This window comes from Aquiflexum balticum DSM 16537, from assembly GCF_900176595.1.
GTDB classification, from domain to species: Bacteria; Bacteroidota; Bacteroidia; order Cytophagales; family Cyclobacteriaceae; genus Aquiflexum; species Aquiflexum balticum.
In genome coordinates this window covers 1,925,530-1,951,325 of the sequence record NZ_LT838813.1, presented here as the reverse complement: position 1 = coordinate 1,951,325, position 25,796 = coordinate 1,925,530, and the positions used below count along the sequence as shown (strand labels likewise).

Here is a 25,796-nt window from a genome sequence, read left to right as displayed (position 1 = left end):
AAGCTAATTATTAATACGCGATTCCAAAGTTTTTGTGCGGGCAAATAAGCTGATTTTTAGCAGGTTTAAGGATTGATCTTCAGAAAAACAGGTTTACCATTATTTCTCACAGCTACGAGATGAGGAGTATCACCAATATTGATGACCTCCACTTTTCTAAATTCCCCCCAATAGTCATTTGCAGGAATACCAATCGGTAAATTTTTCCAAGTTCCATTCGCCCATTTCAATAAAGTCAGGGGCTGTGACCCGTTTTTGCCCAAATCATTTCTGAATCCATAAAAATTACCTACACCCAAAAGATACTGACCACCATCTTTGCCTTTGAATGATTTGAAATCTTTGATAGGAGCAAATTGGGCTTCTATCGGAAAAGGTTCAAATTTAAAATTCCCATTTCCCAAATTCTTCAAAACACCTGATCTCGATTCGGTCACCTGGTATTTACTTGCCTGATCCAGTTGATTTTCATCAAATAGATCTTTAGGGGACTTTACTTTGGAGTATGAGACATAGGAATCATGTTTCCTTTTAAGTGCCGGAATCTGTTTGATCAAGTCATCCCTGCTTGCGAAGGGCACCAATTTTCCGTCCATATAATGAAAAATCAAGGGGTCGGTCTGTCCGTTTCCATCAAAGTCATGGTGGTACAACCATACCGGTTGATCCTGACTTGCTTTCAATTTGGAATTCAATCCCAAATTCCCCAAAACAAAGTCCTGAAGTCCATTGCCTTCAACATCTATAATGGACATTGCAAAATACCAACCAGGTTGTTCCAAACCGGAAATGTTCAACATTTCAAATTGTTGCCGGTCATTCAAGGAATAAACCATCACAGGCATCCATTCTCCTGACAGCAACAGTTCTTTTTTACCGTTACCTGTAATATCAGTCCAAAGAGCATTTTGGATCATTCCAGGTCTGAATTCCTCCCCGAAGTAACTTTGAGTGACATCTTGGAATTTGCCTCTCCCATCATTGAGCAGTAAATAACTTCTTGGGACCGCGCCATAATTTCCAGTAACAACAGATGCACCCACAAAAATATCCGGATACCCATCTCCATTCACATCATGTACTGCAATCGTGGATGTGTTTTCTCCAATTGGCGGAAGTGAATTCATGGAAAAAATAAGATTTCCTTTTCCATCATTCAAGAATACCCTGTCAAAATTGTAAATCTCTCCGCGTCCATATTCATTTCCCCCACTGCCCACATATAGATCCAAATGACCATCCTGATTAAAGTCTTCCATCACTGCGACCACATCCTCCGCTGTTTTCAATTGCTCAAAGAAGGGATTTTCAACTTTATTAAAACCTTTATTCACATCCTGAAAAAACAAAGCGCTTGGCTGACCATTTGCCCCACCCAAAAAGATGTCATCCAACCCATCCCCATTCAGGTCTCCTACCGCCAAAGCAGGTCCTTCGGTGCCATACCTTCTTGGCATCAGGTATTCCCTTCTAAACTCATCTATAATGGACTTTTCCTCATGCTTCCAATCCAAAAGAATATCAGCAATTTCCAACACAGAGTCTATTTTTTGAGTAGGTAATCTTCCTTCATTTCCTTGACCTTTTTCAAACAAATGTCTTTGGTCAAGTTCGGGACTTTGAAAAACCTCTATTTGCTTTGAATTCCAAGAAATCAGAACTGAGTCTATTTTTTCTGAATTTCCCAGTCCAAATGTCAAAGTGGTAGAAGTTCCGGACTGAAAGCCTCTAGAGGTGCTTAAAGTTTGAAAATAAGTCTCCCCCTCTGAAAAAACCCAAACCTGTGCACCTATCCCAAAAATATTTTTATCATCTGACCTGAGATCAATTTGAACAAATCGGTTTGTGGCCAATTCTGAGGAATTGTTTCTGTATACAAATGCTTCGTGGTCGGTATTATTTACGACCAAATCCAAATCCCCATCATTATCCAAATCCTCATAAGCTGAACCATTGGAATACGAAAGCTGATCCAATCCCCAAATCTTGGAAGCATTGCTAAACTTTAAGCCTCCTTCATTTTTGAATGCAAAGTTCGAAAGCTTGACAGTGGGCAACATCTCTATCTGTTGCTTCTCTTTTTCTTTATCCGTCAATCCTGGAGTGGGTTCCTGACTGTATTGCACAAAGTCCAGGTCATTGGGCCTCTTGACTATGCCATTGGTTACATGGATGTCCTTTTTGCCATCATTGTCCATGTCAAAAATCAATGGTGACCAACTCCAGTCTGTAGCAAAGGTTTCTGTCAACAACCCGATTTCACTGAACCTCCCGTCACCTCTATTGAGTTGGAGGTGATTGCGCACATATTGGTCACCATATCCCAATTTCTGTTTGATATCATAAACCTCCTGCTTGTCTTCACCGAGTGATTTCATCCAAATTACAGGGTCTTCCGGTAGCATGTCTGTGGTGAAAATATCCGGTAACCCATCATTATTGATATCCGCAATATCATTGCCCATACTGTATCGGCTGGTGTTTTCCATGAATTCCTTCAGGGATTCTTTAAATGTACCGTCCGCCTGATTGATGTACAGGTAATCGTCTTCCGTAAAATCATTGGAAACATAAATATCCAGCCAACCATCACCATTGACATCTGCTACTCCAACGCCAAGCCCAAAACCCAAACTACTTGATAAAATCCCTGCTTCAGAGGTGACCTCTACCATTCTTTCATCTCCTTCCGTGATAAGGTTTTTGAACAATTTATCCCCGCCTTTTTCATCCTGATTGGTGAATTTGGTATCCGCATGAGAAAAGACTTCGGGTTTTTTGATCGAATGGTTCAAGAGATAAAGGTCCAGATCCCCATCTTGGTCATAGTCAAAAAACACGGCATGGGTGGAGAAACCAACAAAATCAATCCCGTATTTCTCAGCCTTTTCACTGAATGTCAGGTCACCATTGTTGATGTATAATTTGTTCTTTCCGGAGATACCTTTATAATCACCTACTTGGGAAACATAGATATCCAAAAAACCATCCCCATTGACATCAGCCATCGTGACACCTGTGGACCAACCGCCATCACCGGTAACTTTGGCAGCAACGGTAATGTCTTCAAACTGGAAATCCCCTTTGTTCAAATAGAGTTTGTTTTCTCCCTGATTGGAGGTGAAATATATATCCACCAATCCATCATTATTGATATCTCCAACAGCTACCCCACCTCCATTATAAAAATACAGGTATTCGAGAATATTCATCTCTCCTGTAGAAGTCAGGTCATTTCTGAAATCAATACCGGTTTGATTGGAGGGTAAAAGGGTGAAAAGGGTTTCTTCTTGGGGTTTGGAGCAATAGATTAGATTAAAAATTAAGAATGAAAACAGTCCAATTCTAACAAATTCCAAAAATCTGTAATTGGGTTTCTCATTTAACTCAGCTTTACGCCTTTGCGCCTTTGTGGGAAAATTCTTCATTTCTTTATCTCCCAAAACTCCACATTTTCTCCATTTTTAACTACCATCAGCACCTTTTGCCCATCTCTATCAATGATATGGAGATCCCTGATATCACCATTCAGTTTTAGACCATGGTCTCTGTTGTGCCAATATTCGAATGTTCCATCCCCTTTTCCCAAAAGCACCTCCCCATAAGAACCATCATATTGTCCCACTTCCGGCTTTGCTCCTTTGAGATTACCGCCCATAATCAGGTCTTCAATGTCATCACCGTTAAGATCAGTAATCGCAATACTGTACATCCAAGACCTTTGTGACATTCTAGGTAATTCGATAGGGTTGAACCTACCATTGCCTTCATTTATCAGGACAATTGAAGCCAAATTGTTCACTTCCTGAACAACTGCTTTCTCAAGCTCTTCAGGCTTGAAAATATCCTCCATGGTTTGATTATTGTAAGCACTGTATTTCAAATAGCGTTTCTTGATTGACGGTAACTGTCCTTCCAATTGATGTTTCAAAGTAAAGGGAACATGCTTATCTCCCACCTTTTGAACAAAGACATGCTCAACCGAACCATTTTGATCAAAATCATTGACAAACATTTTAATTGACTTTTCCACAGATGCTTTAAATCGGGTATTCAAACCATGATTGCCCAGTACAAAATCAGGTTTCCCATCCCCATTGAAATCACCAACAGCAATAGACTGATACCAGCCTTTAAGGCTCTCCATTTCAGGCATGGCAATTTTTTCAAGTTTCCCTCCTGTATTTCTAAAAAAAGTCGGTGCCATCCATTCACCTATTAAAACAAGGTCTTCTTTTCCATCTCCATCATAATCCGCCACTGCAGCATCCGTTACCAATCCAATTTCTTTAAAATCCGGGGCAAATTGAGTAGTACCATCCGTAAAGTTCCCTTTGCCATCGTTTATCAAAATAAAGCTGTTTGGATTGACGCCATATAAAAACGGAACCACTCTGGAACCCACAAAAAGATCCATAGCTCCGTCTCCGTTGATATCCAATATTTTCACCACAGCTGTACTGTTACGGAAATTTGCCAAACCTGAATTCTGGGCTTTCGTAAAATGGCCTTTACCATTGTTGAGGTAGAGTCTGTCAGCCAAGTCCAAAGCTCCAAATCCGGATTCATTTCCACCTGAAGTGACAAAAAGGTCCAAATGACCATCTCCATTGGCATCAAAAAATACTGCATCAGTATCTTCTGAAACGCGGTCGGACTCAAATACACTTTGGGAAGAGGCTTGGTAACTTCCGTTTCTACTCTGAATAAACAGTTGGCCTGCAAAACCTTTTGCCCCTCCAATATATACATCTTCCAATCCATCTCCGTTGACATCTCCAAAAGCAGCTTTTGGTCCTTCAGTAGACAGCATATGGTAAGTCAACCTATCCCTGTCAAAATCCACCATGGTATTTTCCTGATGACTATAGTCCAACAGTGGTTTGATTTTTGTGAATGTAGGTGCAGGTAATGCCGGAAAAAATTCGAAATCCCCTTGGGTTTCTGCTGCCTCTGCCCAATTTAATGTCAAAATCTGATCCGGCAGAACATCCTTGACGATGCTGATCTGCCCATTAGGCCACCTTACCTGAACCAGATCGATTTTTTCAATATTTCCCAACCCGAAATTAAGCCTGGAATCAACAGAAGATTGAAAGCCCCTATTGGGCATATTTTCCTGATAAAAAATCTGGTCGCCTGCCAACAATCTCACTTGGGTGCCTATAGCCGCAGTATTGGCCCCCTTTCCCTTCAATTCGATCTTCAAGAAACGATTTTCTGGAAAAAACTCCCTGCTCCTGTTTTTGAAAATCAGCACCTCATTGTTGACATTGTTGACGACGAGATCCATAGCTCCGTCATTGTTGAGGTCTCCATAAGATGACCCATTGGAATGAATGGGTTCCCCCATTCCCCATTCATGGACTACGTTTTCAAATACCAAGTCTCCCTTGTTTTTAAAAGCATAATTGGAAACCGGGTTGATCGGCATCGGATCAATCAATGCCTTGTAGTTGACGCCACTTTGGGAAATAATCTTCTTTTTGGTCTCATCATTGTCAATGAAATTCAGATAATCCAGATCAGTGAGGTCCTGGTAAATACCATTGGCCACAAAGATATCTTTCAGCCCATCATTGTCCATATCAAACATCAATGCCGCCCAACTCCAATCTGTCGCCTCTACATTGGCCAAACGGCCCATGTCACTGAAAGTACCATCTCCGTTGTTCACATGAAGCATGTTTCGGGTGTATTGGTAGTGATAATCATGTTCCACATTGAACTGAAATTTATCCCAACTTTCAAAAGTGGTGATCTGTTTGAGCCTTTCTGAAGGTTCAGGTAGCATTTCAGTTACAAAAATATCCAAGTGCCCATTGTTGTTGATGTCTGCTATGTCTGCACCCATGGACGCTGCTGAGGTGGATCTCATAAAATCAGTCAGGCTTTCGGTAAATGTTCCGTTTTGATTATTGATGTATAGATAATCTCTTTCGAAAAAATCATTGGAAATGAAAATATCCATCCATCCGTCCCGATTGACATCGCCTACTGTAATCCCAAGTCCAAAACCAATGACACTTCCATAAATCCCTGCTTCTTCAGAAATATCGGTAAACTTATCTCCATCATTTCTAAAAAACTTGTCACCGCCAACAGGATCTCTTTTGGGCCTTTCATTCTGCATTTTGTTGAAGCTGCCAATGGATTGATAACTGTTGTTGAGCAGATATACGTCCAAGTCCCCATCATTGTCAAAATCAAAAAAAACAGCGTGTGTGGAATATCCTTCATCTGCTAGCCCATAAGCTTCAGCCATTTCGGTAAATGTCCCGTTGCCATTATTAATAAAAAGTTCATTCTGCTTGTTGTCTCCCTGTATATCACCGGAATTGCACACATATATATCCAACAATCCATCTCCATTGACATCTGCCATGGCTACTCCGGTACTCCAAGCACAGGTTCCGGCTACTCCTGCCACTTCGGTCACATCCCTGAATTTGAAATCTCCCTCATTGAGATACAACCTGTTTTGCCCAAGATTGGCAGTGAGGTAAATATCCAAAAGTCCGTCATTGTTGACATCCCCCAATGCTACACCTCCACCATTATAGTAATTCCTATAAGTGAAAATATTGAAGCTTTCATCAAATTGAAGGTCGTTTCTGAATGTCACTCCTGATTCGGAAGAGGGTACTTTCTGAAAAAGTGTGTCCTTTTTCTCTATTTCCGCAGGTTTACATCCCCAAATCAAATTGGTTAAAACTACTATAAAAAAGATATTTCTATTAAACTCCATTTTATCCATTATTAATTTCTGAAATACCTTTTACTCTCATGTCAAGCATTTCTACCCTTACAGTTGTCCTATTTTTAATGAAAATTCTAATCAGTCGGTTTCCATCAATTTTTACCCAAACTCTGATTTGGCCGCTTTTGTCCTTGACTTCAAAAAAGCCAGGACCATACCAATCTTCCATGAGGTCTACAACATCGCTGAGTAACTTTTCATTGGTGGTTTCAGGGGAGGTGGGAGACCATCCTGGATAGCGTAATTCTATAGGCATAAAATAAAGCTTATCATTTTCAAATTCCGGATAAAAAAACATTTCCGTCTCCTTTCCCGATGGCATTTCAGGAGAATATTTTACCTGAAGGACATGAGATCCATTGGTCAATACACCTTTCTTATTCCATTCCCAGCATGTAGTAAAAAAATCCTTTCTCGCCATTCCAAATTTCAAATCAAGAAATAAATTTTCTACTATCCTTCCCGAAGCCAATTCTTGTTCTTTCACTCTTTCATATTCGGTTTTTGGCTGACAGGCCATTACCATATTGAGGAATATTATTAAGTAAAGTATTCTTAGCATTATTAATTTAAGATTTAAGATTTAAGAGTTAGCCAATTCTTTGTATTTTAAATCTAAATAGATTAGAAGTCAAAGAGCATGGACTCATTTTTAACTTAACTTCATTTCTATTCATTAATTACAAAGTAGACAGGTTCATGGTTATTCCTTCCTACGACAATATGACTTCCTTTATTCGTTTTTACATTTTTGATGCTTCTGATTTCCCCTTTGACAAAAAAACCTGATTTTTTTGTGGGAATTACAACAAATCCACCTTCAGAATTGGATACCAAATGCCAGCCGAAACTTCCCATATTGATCCCCAATTCCGGCTTTATTCTACTTTGGTTTCCCCCAAGCAAGACATGAAGTTGACCTGATTCATCGCTAAATGAATGAGTGGCAAATACATGGCTGTATTGAATTTCAGCGGGTAATGCTGCCTTGGCAAAGGTACCATTTCCTTGATTGATAAATAAGCTTGTCTCTAAAGTGTGTACGTCCAATACGATATTTCTTTTCAATATTTCATCTGAAAATAAATCTGACATCTTCTTATCCTTATAGGAATCATAGGTCAGCAACTGCTTTCTCAATCCCGGCAGTTGTTTCAGAAGTGTGGATTTCAGTACCAAAGGGAAAGATTGATCTCCTTCATAGATAGTCATAATCTGTTCAATACTGCCATTTTGATCAAAGTCATTGACATGCAGTTGAAGTGGTTTTTCAGCTGATGCCAAAAGCCGGGAATTCAATCCCATATTGCCTGCTAAAATGTCAAGTTTTCCGTCTCCATTGGCATCAAATACATGAACTGAATTCCATAAGCCTCCTGTATGGTCAAAACCGAAATCAGATGAAACTTCGGCATATCCCTTTGGCCCTTTTTTAAAGATTTTAATCCCCATCCATTCTCCAACTATAACGAATTCATCATTTCCATCTCCGTCCAAATCCCCAATCCAGGCATCCCTAGTCATACCCAGATTTTTAAGTTCCGGCCCTAAAAGATCTGATTTATCCATAAATACCCCATCCCCCTGATTTTCCAACAATAAAACATCTCCAGGTATCCCATAAGCAAATGGAACTGTTCTGGTGCCGACCAGTAAATCGGCCTTTCCATCACCATTATGGTCAAAAGCCTTTACAAATGAGGAGCTCTCAAATCTCAAAGGCAATTTATTTTCTGATTTGACAAAAATGCCCTTTCCATCATTCAGGTAAAGCCTGTCCTGGTAATTGGTGTTTTTATTTCCAAACTCAAGACTTCCACTGAGCACATATAAATCCAAATTACCATCCCCATCTGCATCAAAAAACAAGCCTCCAATATCCTCAGAAAGACTTTCAGCTTCGAAATTTTGAGAATTCTGAAATTGTCCATCGTTTTGCTGAATCCAGACTCCTGATGCCTGACCTCTTGCTCCGGGCAAAAACAAGTCATCCAGTCCGTCATTATTCACATCACCCACCTCAATTACCGGTCCTTCGTTGGATGCCATCATGAAACGTAATCTGTCTCTGTCAAAATCAATGAAATCACTCTCTATATGTTGCCAGGGTATTTGAGGAGAAATTGTATTAAAATAGGTCTTGGAATAGTCTAAATCTGTATCAGCTGCCACTGGGGATGAGCCTGGAAAAAACTCCAACATTTGATCTACGTCGATATCTCTCCACATATCGGCTTTCCCATCTGGCCAAGAAATAAATATGGAATCCAATTTGGTGATTGTTCCCAATCCAAAATGCAACCTATGGTCTACGGATGACATATACCCTTTGACAGGATTATATTCTGCAAAAAAAAGCTGATCACCGGCATATACAGTAACCTGCGTTCCGAACTTTTCTTGTAATTTGAGTTGTAAATAGTGATGACCGTTGATTTCTCTGCTGTTGTTTTTGAAAATAAAAACCTCCCCGTTTAGATTATTGACCACCAAGTCCAAATCCCCGTCATTATCCAGATCAGCATACGCGGCACCGGTTGAAAAAGTCAATTGATCCATCCCTGAATAGGCGGCAATATTTGCAAATTGAAAATCTCCTGAATTTTTAAAGAGAAAATTCTGCTGGGGGACAGAGGGAAATTCATCAATCATTTTGGTCAACAAAACACTGTCCTTTCGGAATTGGGCAATCAGATTCTGATTGTTGACATAATAGTCCACATAATCGAAATCTGTCAAATCTTTAACTATACCATTTGCAACAAAAATATCCTTTAAACCATCATTGTCCATATCAAAAATCAACGCTCCCCAACTCCAATCTGTAGCATGCACACCTGCCTGACGGGCGATTTCCACAAAATGGACCTGATCAGAATCCGGTTTATAACCCATATTCCTTTGTAGGGTATTTCGGGTAAACTGATGGAAATAGCCAGCTTTTACATTTGCCTGATATTTATCCCATTCCTCAAAAGGTGTTTTGGTTTTGACTCTTTCCAGACTTCCAGGAAGCATCTCGGTTACAAATATATCAGGCCATCCATTGTTGTTGAGATCTGCGATATCGGCACCCATAGAACCCATACTGATTTCGTTCATCATCTCTTCCAGGGATTCTGAAAAAGTACCGTCACCATTATTGATATATAGGTAATCTTTCTCAAAAAAATCATTGGAAACATACAGATCCGGCCAACCATCTTTATTTATATCTGATACAGTTACGCCCAAACCATACCCAATGGCGGATCCATAAATACCTGCTGCTTCACTGATATCATTGAATTTACCCTTGTCATTTCTATACAGCTTATTCCCACCGAAAGGATCTCTTACTTCTCTTTGGCCTTCTCTTAGGTCATTGATTCCGATGGATCGGGCAGAGTTATTGAGCAGATACATATCCAAATCCCCGTCTCTATCAAAATCAAAAAAGACTGCATGTTGGGAAAGTCCCTCATCAGCAATTCCAAATTCTTTGGCCCTTTCTGTAAAGGTCAGATTACCATTATTGATGAAAAGTTCATTGTATCTACGGTCTCCTCCAAAAGGGCCTGACTTACACACATAAATATCCAAAAAACCATCTCCATTGACATCTGCCATGCTCACGCCTGTAGACCAAATACCGGGAATTGCCACCCCGGATTTTTCGGTAATATCTTCAAAACGGAAATCTCCTTTGTTCAGGTAAAGTTTGTTTTCTACCTGATTTCCTGCCAAAAAAATATCAACCAATCCATCATTATTGATATCACCTAAGGCTACTCCGGCGCCATTGTAAAAATTTCTAAAAATATATGGATTGAATTTTTCATTATAATCCAGGTCATTCCTGAAATCCACTCCCGTCCATGATTTGTCCATCAACTCAAAAAGCAATCTCTCTTGTCCCGATTTTTTGGCACATCCAAGCAATAAAAACCCGTAAAATACAGTGAGTAAAGATAAACGTGTCAGCAATGACATTTAGATAGATTAATTGGGGTATTCAATAAGTTTCCAACCATGAAGTTATCTATAAAATCAAAAAGAAGCGCACTATTGTGCACTTCTTTTGATATAGCAACTTTGGAATCAAAAATCAATTATATCCAGGATTCTGATTCAAACTTGGATTTGATTGCAATTGGTTCAATGGAATGGGGAATAGGGCTCTTATTGGGTCTGATGTGGGTTTTTCCCACCAAGGGGCATTAAATCTTCCAAACCTGATCAAATCAGATCTTCTCCAGCCTTCCCCAAACATCTCCCGTCCTCTTTCGTCAAGCAGGTTGTCCAAAGTAAGTTCTGTGAAAGGTTCAATTCTTGCTCTTTCTCTTACTTGGTTTACATATTCAAGTCCACCTGCTGCGTTTCCTCTTCTCAGCATCGCTTCTGCTTTCATCAAAAGGACATCAGCGTATCTGAAAATGGGAAAATCGTTATTCAAATGTTGCTGCGCGCCAATTGCATACTCAAATTTATTTACTCTGACTCCAGCCTGCCTAAATGCACCAGGTTCCAACATATTTATTTCGGGAGTAAATATTACTTGAGGTCCATCAGGATCTCCGTCAAATCCTACTTCATCCGACAATGGGGTACCATCCAAAGCAAATTGTAGTCCTTCTAAGAAGCCTTGTTTTCTCAGATCTTCATCCTCATAACTGTTATAAAATTCCTCTAATACAGTGTAACCATTCCAAGGTTGATCAACAAGATTGAAAGTTTTTTGAGACTCATAATGAAGTGTCATTTGAGCAAGGTTAAATCCTTGTCCATTGTTCGCATCATACGGAAGGGTGAACATGTTCTCCACTGAGTTTGCATTTGCCTGGGCAAAATTTGAAAAAAAGCTTGGAGCAAGACTATATGGTCCTTCATTGATAATCACATCCAATGCAGCTTCCGCTTCGGCCCATTTTGCTTGACCAGTATAAACTTCAGCATTCAAGTATAACTTCGCCAAAATCATGTGAGCTGTCCAATAATTCAGATTTATCCTATTATTAGCTTTGGAAAGTTTTTCTGCGTTTTCCAAAATACTCCTCTCTATAAAATCGAAGACTTCTTGTTTGGTATTGTTAGGTGGGGCAGGATTAGTCGTCAATTCGGTAACAATAGGTACATTACCAAAGTTGTCCAATAACCACAAGTAACCCAAAGCTCTCAAAACCGTCATTTCAGCTACCAATTCCTCTACAGTAGGATATTGGCCTATCAGAACGTTACATTCTGCAATCACTCTGTATCCAAAGTTCCAAACACCATTCAATTCGCCATCATCCACATTCCATAGGTGTCGGTGGGCTCGGATCCATGTTCCTCCATCTGCCCAGTCACCACCTTTTTGGGGTATGGCCATTTCATCTGAGGTTACTTCTTGGTAACTATAAAAGCCACCATGTCCCCCATAGGATCCATCTCCCATCAGTACAGAATAGGCAGATTGCTTTAATACTGCGGCAAGCTCAGCAGGAGGATTATTTGCCAGTTGTTCACTGGTAATTCCTGTCAATACCTCTTGTTCTAATTCACAAGCTCCAAAAGTGCATGCCAAAAGCACTCCCAATCCCATTATTTTTATTGATCGTAACATATTTATAATTGAGTTTATGTTATTTAAATGTCAAGGTTAATCCCATGGTCCATATTCTTGGGATAAAATACGTGTTTCTTCTTTCGATTCCAGGGGCTAATTGATCCAACCCGTTATCTGTTGGGTCACCCCATCTCACTTCAGGATCAACCCCCGAAAACTGAGAAATTGTAAAGAGATTCTGGACACCTCCATAAAACCTTAAGTTAGAAATGTTTGGGGATTTAGTAGGTAACACATAACCAATCTGAAGGTTATCCAACCTGATGAAATCTCCTCTTTCTATGTAAAAGTCTGAAATCTGATTTGGAGCATTGGAAATCACCGGGTCAGTTGGAGTGTTTTTGGTTATAACGCTGTTCCAGGTACTATTACCATCTCCTTCATAAAATAACCTATAAGAATTCAACAATTGATGGCCCCATGAGCCTCTCAATAAGAAATTCAAATCCCAGTTACCGTAGAAAAACTGATTGGTAAAACCAAAATCACCAGAAGGTAATGCATTACCCAATTTTTCAAAGCCGGATGGGTCATCGGCAGAAAGAACTGTTGTACCATCCTCAAGTATTCCTACCAGTCTTGGCCCGTAGATGTCACCTACTCTTTCACCCTCCTTGTTCCAGATTATGGGTGCGTTATTCACCCCAGGAGCTCCTGGAACACCTCTTCTGATCTCAGGAAGGCCAATGTCACCTACGCCTATATTTCCAATTGTTGCTCTTTTGTAGATAGTGAACATGGCAGTTGGAGTCCATTTTAATTTGCTACCTAGACTTATCTGGTTGGCACTGGCTAGAAATTCAAATCCTGCACTGCTAAGATCTGCGATGTTTGCCCACACTGTATTGGCGGTAAAGAAATTTCCCGGATCAAATGGATTGGGATTACCTCGACCTACACCAACTTCAAAAAGAAGATCGGATATAGTTCTGGTATAATAATCCATGCTACCGGTAATTTTACCGTTGAACAAAGCATAATCCAAACCCACTGTAAATTCACTGGTAGTTTCCCACTTAAGCTGAGGATTGGGATTGGAAAGCTGTCTTGGAGCAACCCAAACAGAGTTGAGATCTTCAGGATCTAAAGGAATCCTGTTTCCATTCTGAAAAATACCCAAAGCCAATGTTGGAGATGGAGGTAGCTGACCCACCACACCAAATGAGGCTCTTGGCTTGAATTGACTGAAAGGCCCCATATCAAATACCTGGGTCAAGTCAGCACCTGCTGAGAAAGCAGGAAAATATCCTGTTTGGTTTTCTTTACCAAACCCTGAAAATGTCTCAGCCCTCAAAGTAGCAGAAAAGAAATAGGTATTCCTGAAATTGAAATTTGCCCTTCCAAATATAGAGTTCAGTACTGAATTGGTAGCAAAAGAAGAAACATTGGTGTTATTTCCGAATCGGATTCCGCCAGCTCCAAGATTGTCCCAACCTTGGTCAAAAAGAAATTGTCTAACGCCTACATCAAATCCTCTTTCTTTGAAAATTTGGCTTTCACCTCCAACCAAAAAAGTCATTTCCATGCCATCAAAAATTTCCTTTTCATATCTCAAGTTACCTGAAACTACCGTATTGACTCTATCAAAAGTATTCTGACCGGCAGTTCCGTTGTTGGCTCCTCCACCTCCGGGAGCACCATCAAATCTCGATTGAAATCTCCCTGAAAGATTGTTTAGCACATCCTGGGAAAATTGTCCGGAAACAATCAAGTTGTCTGTAATGTCGAATTCTGCTCTATAGGAAAATAGTGCATTTCTTACTTTGACATTATTTTTCCTTGTGTTAATCAATGCAACTGGGTTATTGTTATCAAAACCGGGAGGCTGGAAAAAACCTCCATTTCTAATTCCTGCTTCGGAGTCATCATAAATCGGCATAGTCGGATTAAGGATTGTTGCATATAACAATGCATCGCCCGGAACATCAGTAGCATCAGTGTTAGTGAAGGCAAGGTTCACATTCATGCGCAACCTGTTATTTAATGCACCTTGAGAAAAATTAATTCTCGTATTCAATGTCTCCCTATTGGTTCCTTTTACTACACCATCATTATTTCTATAGTTAACAGAGGCCAAATAAGAAGTGTTTTCAAACCCTCCGGACAACGATGCATTAACGGTTCCGTTCAATGCAGTTTGAAGAATTTCATCTCTCCAGTTGGTATTTGAACCGAAGTCAGAGGTTGCAGGTCTTCTGGAAAGAAATTCTTCTCGATCCAATACAGGAATCAATCCAGTAGCATACTCTGCTGATCCAAAGGTATTTATAGTAACATTAGAATATCCTTGCTTTGAACTTCCTTTTTTAGTAGTAATTAAGATCACACCCGCAGCTCCTCTAGTACCATAAATTGCTGCCGCTGATGCATCTTTCAAAACATCAATAGATTCAATATCATTTGGATCGACTGCATCAATGGAGGCACCAATTACTCCATCCAATACAATAAGAGGTGATGAATTGGCACCAAAAGAAGAAATACCTCTCAACCTAACTGTAGGTTGGGCATTTGGAGACCCACCGGGAGTGGAAATATTTAATCCTGCTACTTTTCCTTGGAGGAGATTCTGCGGATTTGTAAAGTTACCCCTGTTAAATCCTTCAACCCCTACACTCGCTACGGAGGAAGTAATCTCTTTCTTATCCTGAGTGCCATAACCGATTACTACAGCTTCCTGGAGACTTTGGATATCTTCTTCCAATTCTATATTAAAAACTGATTGGTTTCCTATCATCATCTCTATAGGAGTAAAGCCTACAAAGGAAAAAACCAAGGTTTCATCTCCCGGCTGAACGCTGAGAGCAAACCTACCATCCAAATCTGTAGTGGTACCTCGTGTGGTACCCTTGATCAGTACTGTCACGCCCGGAAGCGGATCTTTAAGCGTTGCATCAAGGACAGTTCCGGATACCTCCCTTCCTTGTGCATTTGCCGCAGCAATACTGACGAAAGTCAGCATCACCACCATCATAAATGCTTTCATTTTTTGTAAATAATTTCTCATAGGGTTTGTTGTTTTGAAAAAAACAAAATAGTTTATACAGTTATTTTCAAGTCTAAATTGATTCATTAAAATTAATTTTGCAATTTTTAACAATTGGCTAAGTTGGCTTTTGGCAACTGCCATGTTAACAGAATAATAGTATTTTTCACCAATCGTTAATAAAATCGAATTTTTACTACTGAATTTGCAACCGAAAACGATTGAATTTTTCAAATAGTTAAAATTTTTCAATTTCATTAAAAAAGTGAAAATTGGGGGGCATTTATATTGATTTCTTTGAGAGAGAACAACAGTCTTCCAAAATATCGCATGGTGAAGGCAGAAAAGATTGCAGTGAATCACCCTCTGTTTCTTCCGAAAAAAATCCCTACGATTCACCTTTCCAAAATTGTTTTAGAGAATTACATTTATCTGTTAAAAATTAATTCAAAAATATATTTTACCGTTATTTTTTATAGCATTTCTAATTTTCTAAAAAATCCTATTTCTACCGTGCAACTAAATCCTATCATTTTGTATCTTAGCAATATGAATCCAAATAGAAAAACCAGATTGCAAAAAGAAAGGAAAAAATGGGCCGCCATTTTCCTCCTTTGTTTTTTGATGGTTTCTGTTTTTTCTCAGGATTTTACCAAAAATTCTCTGACAAAACACTTTCTCAATCCCATTTCTATTTTAAAATTGGAACAAGAAAATCCTATACGTTTATTGTTTACCAAATTTTTTTCACCTGAAATTCCGGAAAGATTTAGGGAATGGAGGTAAACTCATGATTTTTTTTTCAGGAATTTAGAAAACTTTTTGTTCAAAGATTGCCTTTCAACTTCACAACATTACTATTAGGAAGATGTACTTAACAGATATTTACATATACCCGATCAAATCTCTTGGCGGAATCCGCCTGAATGAATCAGTACTCGAAGAACGTGGTCTAAAATATGACCGCAGATGGATGCTTGTAGACAAGAACGGGATTTTTTTAACGCAAAGAACACTCCACCAAATGGCTTTAATACAGGTGGAATTGATGGCAGGTGGCCTAAATGTATTTAGAAAAGATGATCCCGAAACCAATATCCTCATTCCTTTTGAACCCAAAACCAAAAAATTGATTCCCGTAGCTGTATGGGATGACACAGTAATCGGACAGTTGGTGGATAATTCTGTAAGCAAATGGTTTACAAATCAACTGAATATAGACTGCGACTTGGTGGTCATGCCGGAATCCACTCAAAGAAAGCTGAATCCCAAATATGCTGTGAACAATGAATCAGTCAGTTTTGCAGATGGCATGCCTTATCTGCTGATCGGACAGGCTTCTTTGGACGACTTGAATACAAAACTTCAAAATCCGGTCCCTATGGATAGGTTCAGACCAAATTTGGTGTTTTCCGGGGGAAAAGCTTTTGAAGAAGATGAGTGGGATAAGGTAAAAATCGGAAAATCACTTTTTAAAATCACCAAACCCTGTGCCAGGTGCGTGATGACCACCATTGACCAAAAAACAGGGATCAAAGGAAAAGAACCGCTCAAAACTTTGGCAAAATACAGAACGGTATCAAACAAAGTCATGTTTGGGCAAAACATGTCACTTTTGGAAGGTCTGACCATCCGGCTTGGGGATACTGTTTCACCCCAATAAAAAAGACCGGAAATATAATCCGGCCTTTTCTTATTTGGCTGAAGTCAATTTTTAAATAATCTGGTACTTTATTTAAGTTTTGGATTATCCTTGAATTTTTGAGTATTTACAGTTTCTAGAAGCTAAAACCTGTAGTCAGTTTAAAGAAAGAATCATTGCCTCCACCATCATACAAATCTGCACCTGCTGAAAATCTGGCAAAAGGTCCTCCTCCAGGTTTGGAAAATTGGATGTAGGGTCCAAACCATTGATAAACATCTGAGGACTCCGCGACATTAGAACCTCCGGTATTGATCAAATGCTCAAAATGTGCCCCAAATGAGAATAAAGGAGAAACTTTATATCCTAGATTGGCCCAATAGTGCAGGTAGGAAAGTGTGGTGCCGGATGTAGGGGCCTCATTTCTCAATGGCGCATAGAATCCACCATAAATTTGCCCTTCGATTTTTTCCTTATCCAAGTTGATGGTCAGGTTAGGCACAATACCATCTCCAAAGACAGCGCTTCCTGCTGTGCCCGAAGAAAGTAGATTACCTCCTAAGACTCCGATCTGAGGATTGATGCTCAATCCTTCGGAGACTTCAAAATTGAGTCCCACGCCAAACTCAGTCCAATTGCCCCAACCTCCGCCGGTTCCACCCGACCAAAGGATCCCGTAAAAAGTAAAATCCATCTTTTCATTGATACTGTAGGCTCCCTGGAAAAATGGATAAAATCCAAAGAACTGATCCGAATTCAGCGAAACATCAAAACTGAATTTTTCTTCTTCTTCTTGTGCATTAGCACCAAACGTTGCGATTGCAAAAACCATAAGGCTCAGCAAGGCACCCTTTTTTGAAAAGGTTGTAAAGTTGTTTTTCATAGGTTTAATAGGTTTTGTAAATAAATAGGTTTGTTTTTAAACCAGCTTAAACATATTTTATGTTGATATACTGATTTAAAGTTTGAAAATTAACAATAATTTTGTTAAATACAATTTTTATTGACTTTTATAGTTAAAAAAACAACCATATTGATAAAAAATTGAAAGTTAATCAACAAACCATCTCAATATTTAGTAAATCAAAAAAGGAAGGCTGTTTGGCCTTCCTTTTTTGATTTATCATTGGAAATTTTTTGTTAACGATAATTTTTGACTGTCTGAACAAAGACTTTTACCATTTCCGGATCTATATCAGGATAAACGCCATGTCCCAAATTAGCAATATGTCTGCTTCCTTTAAACTGATCCATCATGGATATTGTAGCTTCTTCTACTTGCTTGGCGCTTCCATACAAGGCGGCTGGATCCAGGTTTCCCTGAAGGGTTTTATCCGGCCCGATCAATTTTCTGGATTCGGCTATTCCCATATTCCAGTCCAGACCGATGGTTTCACAGTCAAGAAGGGCCATTTCTTCTCTTGCAAAAAACGCCCCTTTTGCAAAAACTGTCTTTGGTACTTCCTGGATAGCTTCGCATATCTGGGAAATATAGGGCAGAGAAAACGCGCTGTAATGATCCGGAGGCAATATCCCAGCCCAGCTGTCAAATACCTGAACGAGGTTTACCCCGGCTTCAATTTGGGATTTGAGATAGTTGATCGTACTATCCGTAATCATTTGAAGAAGCTTATGAGACAATTTAGGCTCGGTATAAAGCATAGCTCTTGCCTTTGAAAAAGTCTTACTCCCTGATCCTTCGATCATGTAGGCAAAAATAGTCCAGGGCGCTCCGGCAAAACCAATTAATGGAACCCTTCCGTTGAGGGCTCTTTTGGTGATTTTTATGGCTTCAATGACATAATTGAGGTCGTCTTTTCCGTCTGCAATCCTCAACTTTTTGATATCTGAATATGATTTGACAGTTTCTGGAAACCATGGACCTCTTTTTTCCACCATTTCATAGGGAAGTCCCATAGCTTCCGGAATCACAAGTATGTCAGAAAATATGATGGCAGCATCCACACCAAGGATGTCAACCGGCTGTATGGTGACTTCCGAGGCCAATTCGGGAGTTTTGGCCAGTTCAATAAAACCACTGACACTTTCCCTTACCGCTCTATATTCCGGCAAAATCCTCCCTGCCTGTCGCATCAACCAAACAGGAGTCCTTTCCACAGGCTGTCCTATGGCGGCTCTTATCAATAAGTCATTTTTCAATTGCATGGGGCAAAGATAGAATTTTAGTAATTATTCAGAGGAGGAAATTATAAAAGAAACTGCTTAAAACGAATCCTCCCACAGACATTACCAAATCTTGGGATTTAGAATACCTGTGGGAGACTGATGATTTTTAATTTTCAAATCTTTAAAAAACCATTTTTGATCCGATTGGATTTAATTTTTGGGTTCGAGTTTGACGAAACTCTCTTCTGTCAAACCTAGCATGTCTATGACAGCATTATAGTCACTGTAATCAATTCTGGCACTACCCAGTTCAGCCGGAACTACCACAACTCTGAATCGCTGATTCCTTGTCCATGAATTATCCAAAACAGTGGGATCAAAAGTTGTTTCCAGAAAAATGGCAAAATCAGCACTGCTGAAATCAAAGTTATATACCAAAGCGCCTTCTTCAAAAAACACCGTTTGAGGAATCATCCTCCAAAGAGTATTTCCGTTTAGCGTCTCCCATCTGATGTAAATCAACACCACATCACTGGAAAAAATCGGAGGATCAAAACTGAATTCCTCTAAAAAACCATTGGCCTCTGTAAAATTAACATCGACTTCAAAGGCTTCTCCCAAAAGTACCTGACCATCTGCACCCGGTACTCCTGGAGGTCCCGGAGGTCCTGTAGGGCCGACACAAGCATGAATGAAGGCCAAGCCTCCAAAGAGTATTATCATCGATAATTTTTTCATAACATTTATTTTAGTGGGTTTGATTTATTATTTAGACGTAGGATTGAATTTTTTGGTTCTTTTTAGTTTTGCTGGGCAAATTTTATTCTTTGTACTATTTACGCTATTCTTTCACCGCTATGACCATAACTTCATCAGGACCTAGAATACGATCTATAAAAATCCTGGGTTCGGGCAAATTATTTTCCCTGGCAAAATCAAGAATTTTGGACTTAACCTTTACCGGGCCGGGCATAACAAAGCGATGGGCCTTTATTCGCGCAACAATAGATTGTTCGGCAGCAAATGTCAACTCCTCCAACGCTTCCTCCTTGCTGACCCATTTTTTTTCCAAACCGACAAAAACCTCCATGGTATCCATTCTCCCCGCCGGTTCAATATAATAAATCGTGTGTATTTGGGATTCCTGATTTTCTTTCTGAATTGCTTCTATTCTGACAAAGGCATCTCTCAAAGCTTCATCTTGCGGTTTACCCCTGAACCTGATGCCTGATAATTCAAGCGTTCCAAGATCCACCAATTCAACTTTGATATCATTGAAACCGCCCATAATCTGGAATAAAAAGAATCCAAATCCAAAAAAGAATACTACGGCAATTCCAATTAAGATTTTTTTCATCCCTTTTAAAACAAATACCTTACCCCTATTCCTCCTTGGAATTTGATATGTCCAAAACTATCCAATAATTCCAAAAATAAGCCAACTTCAGCAAATACACTGATAGGTGAGCTGTCAAAATAGTATTCAGCCCCTCCAAATAAATCCGCCCCAAAATCCACATTGGTTCTTGACTCTCTGAGTAAATCCTGAGAAATCGAAGTATCGGTATACGTATAGTCAACATTTACCGATCTAAGCTGAAGACCTGCGCCTGCATAACCCAAAATATATCCCTGCTCAATCCCCAATTCACTGGTGAAATCCTCGTGATAGGCACTCCTGAAATTGACGGAAATGGAACTTGAAGTACTATGACTTACATAAAAGGCATTTGTACTGGGCCTATTCCTGTCAAAAGCCCTTTGATAATATTGTGCACTGTTGGGACCCGCACTCCCAATCATTCCTTCCAATGAAATCTGATCGTCCAGAAATGTCTTGAAGGTAACTGAAAACGGTTCTCCAAAACGCAATCCTATACCTTGTTCTTGGGCAGCAGCATATAAGGGAATCAATGTCAATACAAAAAGGATAATTTTTTTCAATGTATAGTTGGTTTAATTTGATCTGGAAATTTCAAGCTGCAAAATTAGGACCTTTGTTCAATATGAAGAGAAAAGAAAGGATTTTTTTAAACTGGCTCAATCACCCAAAGCACCATACCAAAAATCAAGTTGAATGATTAACCATTTATCAGACAGATTATTACACCTAAAATGTTTTTTTTCGAATGAAATTCTATTAAATTAATGGGATATTTAATTTGAGCGGTTCAGTAATTTTTAACCCAATTTTTGATGATGGACTTTAAAGAAGACTTATTACAGATGGTATGGAAGTACCAGTATTTTGAAAAAAGGCAATTGACTACAACTGATGGTTTATCCTTGGAAGTGAAAAAAATCGGCTACCACAATTTTTATGAAGGTCCTGATTTTTTGGAAGCCCTTATTAAAATCGGAAATTTGGAGCATTTCGGACATGTGGAAGTCCATAGGAAATCTTCCGATTGGAAAAATCATGCTCACGACTCCGATCAAAGGTATGATGCTGTAATATTACATGTGGTATGGGAAGATGACAAACCGATTCTACGCAATGATGGAAGTCATATCCCCACCTTGGAACTGAAAGGGAAAATCTGGCTTGACGTACTGCGCAACTATGAACGATTGGTGAGCAGTAAGGATGAAATTCTCTGTGGATCAGAGCTAAAGGATTTCCTTCCGATCATCAAATTCTCCATGTTGGAAAAAGCCCTGGTGGAGAGGTTGGAAAAGAAATCCACCCAATTGATCAAGATTTTGGAAGAAATCAAAAATGATTGGGAAGAAGGCACCTACCGATGGCTTTTCCAATGCTTCGGATTCAAAACCAATTCAGAGGCAATGCTCAGACTTGCCGAAAGTATCCCCTACCGGACATTGCAAAAACATGGAAAGCAGTCTGTAGTCATAGAAGCCATCTTGTTGGGTCAGGCTGACTTGATTCCGGAAGATACCAATGATGAATATGGAAAGCACCTAAAAAAAGAATATGATTTTTATCAGAAAAAGTACAGTTTGAAAAAAACAATCCATCATCAGGAATGGAAAATGATGGGAGTAAGACCCCATAATTTCCCTGCTGTCCGTATTGCCCAACTTGCCCAAATTCTTTCCAATAATCCAAACCTTTTTTCATCGGTCAATGATGCTGCCGCATTCAAAAAAGTATTTGAAATCCAAGTACCGGACTACTGGCAGCAACATTTCAGAATCGGAGGTCTTTCCCAGAAAAGACTATCCAAAAAACTAAGCAACAACACTTTAGCCCTTTTAACGATCAATTTCACCGTACCGCTTTGGTATACCTACGGGCAATATCTTCAGGATAGCGAATGGAAAGAAAAATGCTTTGATGTACTTCAGGATCTGGCTGCCGAAGATAATTTTATCATAAGAAAATTTTCATTTCACTCCTGGAAGGCGCAAAATGCTTTTGATTCACAGGGAATGCTGGGACTTTACCATGATTATTGCAAACCAAAAAAATGTCTCGAATGTAAAATCGGACAAAATCTCCTTAAGCCGGGAAGGAATTGGTTTTTGGTTAAAAGTCCGATATACCGTACTTTTGCCATCCGAATACAAAAGACCATGGAAAAACCCGTAATCATACTTGGAGCAAAAGGCATAGCCCACCCTGCATTGGAAATATTCAATAGCAATCAGGTGATCGTTTATGGTTTTTTGGATGAAGATGAGAAATTGCACGGCACAGAAATCAATGTTGTCCCTGTGCTTGGGAACCCTGAGGATGATGGATTCCTAAAATTGATAGGCAAAAAAACCGAAGCATTTGTAGCCGTAGATGATAACAAATATCGTCAGTTTCTGGTCAAAATGCTGATTGATAAGCGGAAAGTTCAACCCATCAATGCCATCCATCAAACGTCTTATATTTCCACTGACGCTGAATTGGGCCACGGGAATTTCATCAATGCCCAAGTCAATATCGGGGCGGGTGCCAAAATCGGAAGTCATTGCATTTTCAATTCCGGTGCCATTGTGGATCACGGTGCTGCCATAGAAGACTTTGTTCAAATAGGTGCAGGCGCTATCGTCAACTCTAACACTACGATCAAAGAGGGGGCATTTATCGGATCCGGGGTGATCATTGTATCCGGCGTTACCTTGGGCAAAAACGCTAGAGTCGGCGCCGGTTCGGTAGTCATCTCAGACGTCAAAGACGGAGAAACCGTCTTCGGAAACCCTGCTGTAAAAATCAAATAAAAGCATCGAATTCATAAAACCGGATTCAACGTCCAAAAAGAAATTACACTCAAAAGAAAGAATCAAGGGCATCTATCCCCCCCAATCTAATATCTATATTCTAATCCCGATAGCTATCGGGACTAAAATCTAAAATAATTCCCACCAAAACACCCTGCTTGAAACAGGGCTTCAGTTATGGAAAACAAACAATACAAAATCCTACTCTATTATTGCTATGCCGAGATTGAAGATACCGAGGCATACCGTGAAGAACACCACCTGTTCTGCATTGAAAACAACATCATGGGCCGAATCATCATTTCTCCTGAAGGGCTGAACGGTACCGTTTCCGGTCTGAAAGAAGATTGCGAAAAATACATGGCCTATATTCATTCGGATCCCCGCTTTGCAAAAACAGAATTTAAAATCGATACCCATGACAGCCACGCATTTGCAAAAATACATGTGCGTGTAAAGCCGGAGATTGTACACAGTAGTCTTAGGCACCTCGATCCAAATATCAAGACCGGAAAACACCTAGAACCTGAGGAATTCAAAGCCTTGAAAGATCAGGATGATGTGGTGATTTTGGATGTGAGATCAAATTATGAACACGAATTGGGCAGATTCAAAAATGCCCTTACTTTGGATATTGAGAATTTCCGCGATTTCCCGGAAAAGGTGAAAGAATTGGAACACCTCAAAAACAAAAAAGTATTGACTTATTGTACAGGTGGGATCAAATGCGAAAAAGCCTCAGCCTTCCTGCTTGAACAAGGCTTTAAAGATGTATATCAGCTTCATGGCGGAATCATCAAGTATGGCCTGGAGGCCGGTGGAGAGGATTTTGAAGGAAAATGCTACGTTTTTGACAACAGAATTGCTGTAGAGGTCAACAAGGTCAATCCCAAGATTATTTCCACATGTCATATTTGCGGCACAGAAAGTGACCGCATGGTCAATTGCGCCAACCCGAGCTGTAACGAACATTTGCCCATCTGCGAAAAATGCGGCTGGGAAATGGATGGTGCCTGTTCTGTCGCATGCAAAGAGCATCCTGAAAAAAGGCCTTACAACGGAACTGGCTATTATCAGAAAAACACCAATGGTTATAACCCATTTAAAGGATTGCTGAGAAGGCAGGATAAGGATAAAGTAAAACAATCGATTCATGAGCAAAAGGATACCGGAGTCAGAACTGATCATCAATCCTGATGGAAGCATTTATCATTTGAATTTGAAGCCAGAACACCTGGCTTCAACTATTATTGCTGTAGGTGATCCTGACAGGGTTCAGAAAGTGTCCCAATATTTTGATGAGATTGAATTTTCAATTTCGAAAAGAGAGTTTGTTACCCACACCGGTATTTACAAAGGAAAAAGGTTGACAGTCATCAGTACCGGTATGGGAACCGACAATATCGAGATTTTCATGACTGAAATAGATGCCCTAGTCAATATTGATCTGACAACCCGTATCCCCAAAAATAATCACACCAGTCTGGATATCATCCGGATAGGTACTTCAGGAAGCATGCAGGCAGAAATACCTTACGGATCTCTTTTGGCTTCTGTTTTTGGAATTGGTCTCGATACTTTAATGACTTATTATATCACTGATTTTTCTGATTTTGAGAGAAGTGTCAGCAGAGAAATCCGGGAAAAACTGAATCTTCCATTTACGCCCTATTGTGTAGAAGGCTCACAAAAATTATTGAACCTATTGGGTAATGATCTCATCAAAGGAAATACAGTAACCTGCCCTGGATTTTTTGGGCCTCAGGGCCGGGAAGTCCGGCTAAAACCTGCTATTCCAAATATCATTGAACAACTCTCCGCCATCAATCTTGATGGTTTCAGACTGACAAATTTTGAAATGGAAACTGCAGGATATTATGCCATGGGGAGAATGCTTGGTCATGAAATGCTTAGTTTGAATGCCATCGTTGCCAACAGAATCACCCAAGAATTTGCCAAAGACTCTTATAACATAGTGGACCAACTGATTGTCCAAACATTAGAGAAATTAGCAGAAAAGTGATCCGATCAGGAATTGTGCTTTTCAAAAAATTGGTCGGCACCTAAATGTAAGTGATCCCAATCCCTGTAATCAATCTGTTGGATCAATTTGCTGAGAGTTTCCAAAAATTCATTTTGTTGGGTATACACTCCAAAAATGGCGTCCTTTTTATTCACTAGAAATATCCTGCTGTTCTCAAAAACCTTTACCAAACAATCCCATTGTGATAAAATCAAAAGTTCATCTTTGTCGGCGAGGGTTTTAATTATTTTGAATTTCCCAAAAGTACATTCAATATTCATGGCTAAAAGATTTACATACAAAATCAAAAATACAATATTTAAATAACAAAACCACAACCATTTAATTACACTAAAAAATCTTATTATTGAAATATTTAAAAAATTAATGGATTTTGCCTTGTTTTTATTTTTTTGTCAGCCCCCCTATTTTTTTTACAAAAGTCAAAAATTCTGTCTTTTACCGATTTGTCAAGTTTCCTGATACCACTCATGTATC

At 39.5% G+C, this 25,796-nt stretch carries 16 protein-coding genes and 1 pseudogene; 5 read left to right on the top strand and 12 right to left on the bottom strand.

Annotated features, from left to right (window positions below; translation table 11 throughout):
* Positions 1-65 precede the first annotated feature (65 nt).
* The 6 genes from B9A52_RS08295 to B9A52_RS08270 form a co-directional block, all read right to left on the bottom strand.
* Positions 66-3,428 (bottom strand): VCBS repeat-containing protein, encoded by a 3,363-nt coding sequence (locus B9A52_RS08295; RefSeq protein ID WP_084119860.1) that lies wholly within the window; start codon positions 3,426-3,428, stop codon positions 66-68.
* Entirely contained in the window at positions 3,425-6,748 is a 3,324-nt protein-coding gene (locus B9A52_RS08290) for a VCBS repeat-containing protein (RefSeq protein WP_084123439.1), read from the bottom strand. The genes B9A52_RS08295 and B9A52_RS08290 overlap by 4 nt, the downstream gene beginning before the upstream one ends.
* Before the next feature lies 1 nt (position 6,749).
* A complete protein-coding gene (locus B9A52_RS08285; RefSeq protein ID WP_084119859.1) occupies positions 6,750-7,322 on the bottom strand; it encodes a hypothetical protein in 573 nt (190 codons plus the stop codon).
* Positions 7,323-7,429: 107 nt separating this feature from the next.
* Positions 7,430-10,732 carry a VCBS repeat-containing protein gene (locus tag B9A52_RS08280; RefSeq protein ID WP_084119858.1) on the bottom strand — a complete coding sequence of 1,101 codons (3,303 nt, stop codon included), beginning with the start codon at positions 10,730-10,732 and terminating at the stop codon, positions 7,430-7,432.
* Positions 10,733-10,847: 115 nt separating this feature from the next.
* The gene (locus B9A52_RS08275; protein WP_084119857.1) at positions 10,848-12,344 is read right to left on the bottom strand and encodes a RagB/SusD family nutrient uptake outer membrane protein; all 1,497 of its coding nucleotides are present in this window, start codon (positions 12,342-12,344) and stop codon (positions 10,848-10,850) included.
* A gap of 19 nt (positions 12,345-12,363) precedes the next feature.
* Positions 12,364-15,354: a SusC/RagA family TonB-linked outer membrane protein gene (locus B9A52_RS08270; RefSeq protein ID WP_084123438.1), complete on the bottom strand. Its 2,991-nt coding sequence runs from the start codon at positions 15,352-15,354 to the stop codon at positions 12,364-12,366.
* Positions 15,355-16,201: 847 nt separating this feature from the next.
* On the opposite strand from B9A52_RS08270, the gene B9A52_RS08260 reads away from it, so the two are divergent.
* Positions 16,202-16,996 (top strand): MOSC domain-containing protein, encoded by a 795-nt coding sequence (locus tag B9A52_RS08260; RefSeq protein ID WP_084119855.1) that lies wholly within the window; start codon positions 16,202-16,204, stop codon positions 16,994-16,996.
* A gap of 115 nt (positions 16,997-17,111) precedes the next feature.
* Here the strand turns inward: B9A52_RS08260 and B9A52_RS08255 are convergent, their stop codons facing one another.
* From B9A52_RS08255 to B9A52_RS08235, 5 genes are all read right to left on the bottom strand, one after another.
* On the bottom strand, positions 17,112-17,858 hold the full coding sequence (locus B9A52_RS08255; RefSeq protein WP_084119854.1) for a DUF6733 family protein: 747 nt from the start codon (positions 17,856-17,858) through the stop codon (positions 17,112-17,114).
* Positions 17,859-18,115: 257 nt separating this feature from the next.
* Complete coding sequence (gene hemE, locus B9A52_RS08250) at positions 18,116-19,141, bottom strand: uroporphyrinogen decarboxylase (RefSeq protein WP_084119853.1); 1,026 nt, start codon at positions 19,139-19,141, stop codon at positions 18,116-18,118.
* Positions 19,142-19,312: 171 nt separating this feature from the next.
* Positions 19,313-19,840: a hypothetical protein gene (locus B9A52_RS08245; protein WP_084119852.1), complete on the bottom strand. Its 528-nt coding sequence runs from the start codon at positions 19,838-19,840 to the stop codon at positions 19,313-19,315.
* 103 nt (positions 19,841-19,943) lie between these two features.
* Positions 19,944-20,459 carry a hypothetical protein gene (locus tag B9A52_RS08240; RefSeq protein ID WP_084119851.1) on the bottom strand — a complete coding sequence of 172 codons (516 nt, stop codon included), beginning with the start codon at positions 20,457-20,459 and terminating at the stop codon, positions 19,944-19,946.
* A gap of 5 nt (positions 20,460-20,464) precedes the next feature.
* Entirely contained in the window at positions 20,465-21,046 is a 582-nt protein-coding gene (locus B9A52_RS08235; RefSeq protein WP_084119850.1) for a hypothetical protein, read from the bottom strand.
* Between the two features lie 252 nt (positions 21,047-21,298).
* Here B9A52_RS08235 and B9A52_RS08230 point away from each other — a divergent pair.
* The 4 genes and pseudogenes from B9A52_RS08230 to B9A52_RS08215 form a co-directional block, all read left to right on the top strand.
* Positions 21,299-22,420, top strand: a pseudogene (locus B9A52_RS08230) (DUF2851 family protein); the annotation flags it as partial.
* A 219-nt stretch (positions 22,421-22,639) separates the two neighbouring features.
* The gene (locus B9A52_RS08225; RefSeq protein ID WP_084123437.1) at positions 22,640-23,275 is read left to right on the top strand and encodes an acetyltransferase; all 636 of its coding nucleotides are present in this window, start codon (positions 22,640-22,642) and stop codon (positions 23,273-23,275) included.
* A gap of 177 nt (positions 23,276-23,452) precedes the next feature.
* Entirely contained in the window at positions 23,453-24,472 is a 1,020-nt protein-coding gene (gene trhO, locus B9A52_RS08220; protein WP_084119849.1) for an oxygen-dependent tRNA uridine(34) hydroxylase TrhO, read from the top strand.
* Complete coding sequence (locus B9A52_RS08215) at positions 24,429-25,298, top strand: nucleoside phosphorylase (protein WP_084119848.1); 870 nt, start codon at positions 24,429-24,431, stop codon at positions 25,296-25,298. Before trhO ends, B9A52_RS08215 begins: the two co-directional genes overlap by 44 nt.
* A 5-nt stretch (positions 25,299-25,303) precedes the next feature.
* Here the strand turns inward: B9A52_RS08215 and B9A52_RS08210 are convergent, their stop codons facing one another.
* Positions 25,304-25,579, bottom strand: coding sequence for a hypothetical protein (locus tag B9A52_RS08210; protein WP_084119847.1), 276 nt, complete (start codon positions 25,577-25,579; stop codon positions 25,304-25,306).
* Positions 25,580-25,796 lie beyond the last annotated feature (217 nt).